Origin of the sequence: Bacillus sanguinis (assembly GCF_018332475.1) — a bacterium.
Lineage (GTDB): Bacteria > Bacillota > Bacilli > Bacillales > Bacillaceae_G > Bacillus_A > Bacillus_A sanguinis.
This window is the reverse complement of sequence record NZ_BOQB01000129.1, coordinates 1-6,184: the sequence shown is the minus strand read 5'-3', so window position 1 is coordinate 6,184 and position 6,184 is coordinate 1. Positions and strand designations below refer to the sequence as shown.

General features: G+C 35.3%; 6 protein-coding genes. 5 read left to right on the top strand and 1 reads right to left on the bottom strand.

Features of this window, described 5'->3' with window-relative positions; all coding sequences use genetic code 11:
• Positions 1-60: 60 nt before the first annotated feature.
• The 5 genes from KI369_RS15470 to KI369_RS15450 all read left to right on the top strand — a co-directional run bounded on the left by KI369_RS15470 (position 61) and on the right by KI369_RS15450 (position 5,371).
• Complete coding sequence (locus KI369_RS15470) at positions 61-1,017, top strand: thymidylate synthase (RefSeq protein ID WP_000679609.1); 957 nt, start codon at positions 61-63, stop codon at positions 1,015-1,017.
• A gap of 19 nt (positions 1,018-1,036) precedes the next feature.
• A complete protein-coding gene (locus KI369_RS15465) occupies positions 1,037-1,522 on the top strand; it encodes a dihydrofolate reductase (RefSeq protein WP_212956541.1) in 486 nt (161 codons plus the stop codon).
• A gap of 155 nt (positions 1,523-1,677) precedes the next feature.
• The gene (pbpC, locus tag KI369_RS15460) at positions 1,678-3,663 is read left to right on the top strand and encodes a penicillin-binding transpeptidase domain-containing protein (protein ID WP_212956540.1); all 1,986 of its coding nucleotides are present in this window, start codon (positions 1,678-1,680) and stop codon (positions 3,661-3,663) included.
• A 241-nt stretch (positions 3,664-3,904) separates the two neighbouring features.
• Complete coding sequence (locus KI369_RS15455) at positions 3,905-4,540, top strand: FMN-dependent NADH-azoreductase (protein WP_212956539.1); 636 nt, start codon at positions 3,905-3,907, stop codon at positions 4,538-4,540.
• Positions 4,541-4,651: 111 nt separating this feature from the next.
• A complete protein-coding gene (locus KI369_RS15450; RefSeq protein WP_071724059.1) occupies positions 4,652-5,371 on the top strand; it encodes a lysophospholipid acyltransferase family protein in 720 nt (239 codons plus the stop codon).
• Between the two features lie 40 nt (positions 5,372-5,411).
• Here the strand turns inward: KI369_RS15450 and trhA are convergent, their stop codons facing one another.
• Complete coding sequence (trhA, locus tag KI369_RS15445) at positions 5,412-6,068, bottom strand: PAQR family membrane homeostasis protein TrhA (protein ID WP_000136894.1); 657 nt, start codon at positions 6,066-6,068, stop codon at positions 5,412-5,414.
• Between the last annotated feature and the right edge of the window lie 116 nt (positions 6,069-6,184).

The window sequence follows — 6,184 nt, the reverse complement described above, 5'->3', positions numbered from 1 at the left end:
TTCACTGTTTTTCATGTTATGATAAATTTTATATAAGATTGAAAGAAGGTTTTTCTACATATGAAACATGCTGAAAATGAATACTTAAATTTATGCCGCCATGTAATGGAGCATGGTACGAAGAAAGAAGATCGTACAGGGACAGGAACTGTATCTGTATTTGGATATCAAATGCGTTTTGATTTAAGTAAAGGTTTTCCTTTACTAACGACAAAGAGAGTGCCGTTTCGCCTTGTAGCAAGTGAGCTACTTTGGTTTATGAAAGGTGATACAAATATTCGTTATTTATTACAGCATAATAATAACATTTGGAATGAATGGGCATTTAAGAGCTGGGTAGAAAGCGACGAGTATACTGGTCCTGACATGACTGATTTCGGTCTTCGCTCACAACAAGATGAAGAATTTAAAGTACAGTACGATGAGCAAATGGAATTGTTTAAAAAGAACGTTTTAGAAGATGATGAGTTCTCAAATAAATATGGTTATTTAGGAGACGTATACGGTAAACAGTGGCGTGCTTGGAAAACGACAGCTGGTGAGACGCTCGATCAATTAAAAGATGTAATTGAAATGATTAAGAAAACACCAGATTCGCGTCGTCTAATTGTTTCTGCTTGGAATCCTGAAGATGTACCAAGTATGGCATTACCACCTTGTCATACGTTATTCCAATTTTATGTAGCAGATGGAAAACTTTCTTGTCAGCTATATCAAAGAAGTGGTGACATATTCCTTGGAATTCCATTTAACATTGCAAGTTACTCGCTATTAACACATTTAATTGCACATGAATGCGGACTTGAAGTAGGAGAATTTGTTCATACAATTGGAGATGCTCACATTTATACGAATCATTTTGAGCAAGTAGAAAAGCAATTGGCACGTGAACCACGTCCATTCCCGAAACTTACACTAAATCCAGATGTGAAATCTGTGTTTGATTTTGAAATGGAAGATTTAACGATTGAAGGATATGATCCACACCCAGCAATTAAAGCACCGGTTGCAGTGTAATTGTAGAGGAGATGAAAAGATGATAGTTTCATTTATGGTCGCAATGGACGAGAATAGAGTAATTGGTAAAGATAATAATTTGCCTTGGCGTTTACCAAGTGAATTACAATATGTAAAGAAAACAACGATGGGTCATTCGCTTATTATGGGAAGAAAAAACTATGAAGCGATTGGTAGACCACTGCCTGGAAGACGTAATATCATTGTAACTCGTAATGAAGGGTATCATGTTGAAGGCTGTGAAGTTGCACATTCTGTAGAAGAAGTGTTTGAGCTATGCAAAAATGAAGAAGAGATTTTTATTTTTGGCGGAGCGCAAATTTATGATCTCTTTTTACCTTACGTAGACAAGTTATATATAACAAAAATCCATCATGCATTTGAAGGTGATACATTCTTCCCGGAAATGGATATGACAAATTGGAAAGAAATTTTTGTTGAAAAAGGTTTAACGGATGAAAAAAATCCGTATACATACTATTATCATGTATATGAAAAACAATAATAATAGAGGTTGATGTGAATATTCGCATCAATCTTTTTATTTGTATCCATCAATATAGGTTTATAGATGAGATTCGATAGTGCTATAATGAATGGTAGCATGTAAAAATGCTAATATTTTCTAAAGTATTTGTGTAGAAAGAGGAGGAGAATCGATTGAGAAAGATATGGGGGATTCTTTTTCTTTGCTTAACATTCATGTTAGTCGGATGTGGTAAAGAAGAAAAACCACAAGAAGCATTTGATACATATGCAAAAGCATGGAATAAACAAAAATTTGCAGAAATGTATGATCAATTATCAGAAAAGGCAAAAAAAGATATTTCAAAGAAAGAATTCACTGAGAAATATGAAAAAATTTATGCTGGCATCGAAGTGAAAGATTTAAAAGTAGAAACAGGGGAAGTAAAAGAAGATAAAAAAGATGAAGGTCCTGTTCCTTTTAAAGTAAGCATGGATACAGTAGGTGGAAAAATCACTTTTGGCCATGAAGCAAAGATGGTGAAAGAAAAAGATGGAGATAAAGAATCTTGGAAAGTAGAGTGGACTCCTGATTTTATCTTCCCAGGTATGACGAAAGATAGTAAAGTGCGTATGCAAACGACAGAGCCGAAGCGAGGAGAAATATATGACCGTAACGGTAAATATCTTGCGGTAAATGGTAAAGCTTCTGAAATTGGATTGATTCCTGAAAAATTAGGGGATGCAGCTCCGCAAACGAAAGAAACGGTAGCGAAGTTACTAAATATGTCTGTCGAAGAAATTGACCAAAAACTAGCAGCTAAATGGGTAAAACCAAATTACCTTGTACCAATTGGAATATTGCCTGAAGGAGCAACACAAAATACGTACATAGATTTACCCGGTGTTGCAACAAAGCCAGTAAATGTTCGCTCATATCCATTAGGAGAAGAAGCAGCGCATCTTACTGGCTATATTGGAAAAGTGAATGCTGAAGATTTAAAAACGCTACAAAAGAAAGGCTATCAAGCAGATGATCCAGTAGGTAAAGCTGGTTTAGAGCAAGTACTGGAAGAAAAGCTACGCGGTAAAAAAGGTGGTCGTGTCTTCGTAGAAGATGCACAAGGAAAAGAAATTAAAAATTTAGCAAAAACAGATGCTGTTGATGGAGAAAATGTAACTTTAACGATTGACAGTGCAGTTCAAAGCGAAATTTATAATGAAATGAAAAATGAGGTAGGATCAAGTGCAGCAATTAATCCAAAGACTGGAGAAACACTTGCACTTGTGAGCACACCAGCTTATAACCCAAATACCCTTACAAGAGGGGCGTCAAAAGCGCAACGTGATGCGGTAAATAATGATCCGAAAAAACCGATGACGAATCGATTTACACAATTATCAGTTCCAGGATCTGTATTTAAGCCGATTACAGCTGCAATCGGTCTTGAAACGAAAACGATTGATCCAAAAGAAGAGTTGAAAATTGAAGGATTGAAATGGACAAAAGATTCTTCTTGGGGTAATTATTATGTAACGCGTGTAAAAGATGCAAATCCGATTGATTTTGATAAGGCGATGAAATACTCGGATAATATTTATTTTGCACAAGAAGCTTTGAAAATCGGAAAAGATAAATTTATGAGTGAAGCGAAAAAATTCGGATTCGATGAGAAGCTACCAATTGAATATGGATTCCCAGCTTCTAAAATCGCAAATGATGGTATTAAAAATGATATTCAAATGGCAGACACAGGTTATGGACAAGGACAAGTATTAATGACACCACTCCATCTAGCATTAACGTACGCACCAATTGTTAATGATGGAAACATACCTTCTCCATACATTATTAAAACAGATAAGCAACCAAAAGTTTGGAAAGAGAATGTCATTTCAAAAGGCAATCAGGATATACTAAAAACTGCTATGACGAAAGTAATTAATGATCCAGATGGTACCGGGAAAATTGCTAAAATTGATGGGATGACTCTTGCTGGAAAAACAGGTACAGCGGAATTGAAAGTATCAAAAGAGGCTGAAGGAAAAGAACTAGGCTGGTTCGCTGCATTTGATTTAAATTCACCAGATATGGTTATTACAATGATGATTGAAGATGTAAAAGGTAGAGGCGGAAGTAACATTCCAGCTGAAAAAGTGAAACATGTGTTTCAAAAATAATATGTAATAAAAGGCTATCTCTATATTTTGTAGAGATAGCCTTTTTGTACGAAAGAATTCTTAATATCTATATACTGAATTTTAAAGAAACAAAATAAATCATTAACTTACGAAAAAAAAGTAGCTATTTTTATTGACATCACACACAACCTTTTGTATTATACTTACATAAGGTAAGTTGTTTACTTTCAAATTATAAATCTCAAATTAAAGATAAAATGTATAAAAGGGAGAGAATACAATGACAAAAGTACTATTTATTACAGCAAATCCAAATTCAGCAGAAGGTTCTTACGGAATGGCAGTAGGGGAAGCTTTCATCGAAGCTTATAAAAACGAACATCCACAAGACGAAGTTGTAACAGTTGATTTATTCAACACTACAGTACCAGCAATTGATGCAGATGTATTCGCTGCTTGGGGTAAATTTGCAGCAGGTGAAGGCTTTGAAACTTTAACTGAAGTTCAACAACAAAAAGTTGCAGCAATGAACACGAACTTAGAAACATTTATGCATGCAGATCGTTATGTATTCGTAACTCCAATGTGGAACTTTAGCTATCCACCAGTAGTAAAAGCATACTTAGATAACTTAGCAATCGCAGGTAAAACATTCAAATATACTGAAAATGGACCAGTTGGCTTATTAGAAGGCAAAAAAGCACTTCACATTCAAGCAACAGGTGGCGTTTATTCTGAAGGACCATACGCAGCTGTAGACTTTGGCCGCAATCACTTAAAAACAGTATTAGGATTCATTGGTGTAAATGAAACTGAATATATTGCAGTTGAAGGTATGAATGCAAATCCTGAAAAAGCACCAGAAATTAAAGAAGCAGCAATTGCTAATGCTCGTGAATTAGCAAAACGTTTCTAATATAGAGTACTTAAAAATGTCCAAGCACTTGTTGTTTGGACATTTTTTCTTCTTTTTCCTTCGTTTGTCTAGTATAATGAAGGTCGGAATGATAATAGGTGGGGGTTCTGTATGATTCAAACGTTTTTTAAAATATTTTATTTAATTTTAATCGTAATTGCGATTACACCGAGAATGTGGCGTCTGAAAAGGCAAGTAAATACGATGTCGCCACAAGAAAAAGATAATGTTGTGTATAAAACGACAAATTGGTTTGGTAAGAAAATGGTACGTGTAGCTGGATCTACAGTTGAAGTAAAGGGACTTGAAAATGTTCCAAAAGATAAGCCGGTACTAGTTGTAAGTAATCATCAAAGTAATATGGATATTCCTGTTTTACTAGGTTACTTAAATAAACCAATTGGATTCGTTTCAAAAGCAGAGATTAAGAAGTTTCCAGTTGTACCAACTTGGATGGAACTTATGAATTGTGTATTTATGAATCGTAATGATCGTCGTCAATCACTTCAAGCGATTAAAGATGGAATTGAGCTATTAAAGAATGGACATTCTATTGTAATTTTCCCAGAAGGGACGAGAAGTAAGGGTGGCGAAATTGGAGAGTTTAAGGCCGGGAGTTTTCATCTTGCAGTAAAATCTGGTGTAGCAATCTTACCTGTAACATTAGATGGGACATATAAAATGTTTGAAGCGAATGGAAACCGTATGAAACCAGCTCATGCAACAGTAACAATTTCTAAACCGATTACACCTGAAGAGTATGCGAATATGGATATTAAAGAGTTAACGAAGCATACACAAGATGTTATTGCATCACAATTACATAAGTAATAAAAAAGGTTTCAGCTTATATAAGCTGAAACCTTTTTTATTATGCTGTTGGTAGGACATAAAAGAGTACACAGAAGAACATCATCGCACTACCACCTAAAACGAAAAGATGCCAAATAGCATGGTTGAAAGGTAACTTTTCCCAAAGGAAGAATATAGCCCCTACAGAATATAGAATTCCGCCCGCTAACAGTAGTGAAAAACCGTGCCCAGTTAGATTTTCATAAAGTGGTTTAATAGCAACGATTATGAGCCATCCCATAATGATATAACATAATGTTGATGCCTTAATAAAGCGACGTACAAAGAAAATTTTGAAGATGATACCCCCGATTGCGAGTGTCCATATAATAGCAAGTAACGTCCAGCCTAATGGTCCGCGAAGCGTAATAAGTAAAAAAGGAGTATATGTGCCAGCGATTAATAAATAAATGGCTGAGTGATCTAGTATAGTAAATAATTTTTCTACTTTTGGATGGTGAATGCTATGTAACAATGTCGAAAACAAGTACAGTAAGAACATACTTACACCATAAACCGTAAATGCAACAACAGCAGATGCGGTACCATGCTTAGAGGCATGAATAATCAATATGATCAAGGCAGGGATGCTTAAAATGGCACCGATACCATGTGTGATTGCATTTGCAATTTCTTCTTTCACAAATTGCGTCATTCGTGTCATTTTTTCAGTCATAATGCAAATCCTTTCTACTATCATAAAGTGAAACTTTAATCAGTGGGGGCATCCCCAACTGATTATTAGTTGAACCAATCGGGCTTTTACGAACAGTTGAGCCCCCACGTAACTTC

What these genes read in the sequence shown, in the direction of transcription:
- KI369_RS15470 (WP_000679609.1), top strand. Translation starts at nt 61, where the DNA reads ATGAAACATGCTGAAAATGAATACTTAAATTTATGCCGCCATGTAATG.
- KI369_RS15465 (WP_212956541.1), top strand. Translation starts at nt 1,037, where the DNA reads ATGATAGTTTCATTTATGGTCGCAATGGACGAGAATAGAGTAATTGGT.
- KI369_RS15455 (WP_212956539.1), top strand. Translation starts at nt 3,905, where the DNA reads ATGACAAAAGTACTATTTATTACAGCAAATCCAAATTCAGCAGAAGGT.
- KI369_RS15450 (WP_071724059.1), top strand. Translation starts at nt 4,652, where the DNA reads ATGATTCAAACGTTTTTTAAAATATTTTATTTAATTTTAATCGTAATT.
- trhA (WP_000136894.1), bottom strand. Translation starts at nt 6,068, where the DNA reads ATGACTGAAAAAATGACACGAATGACGCAATTTGTGAAAGAAGAAATT.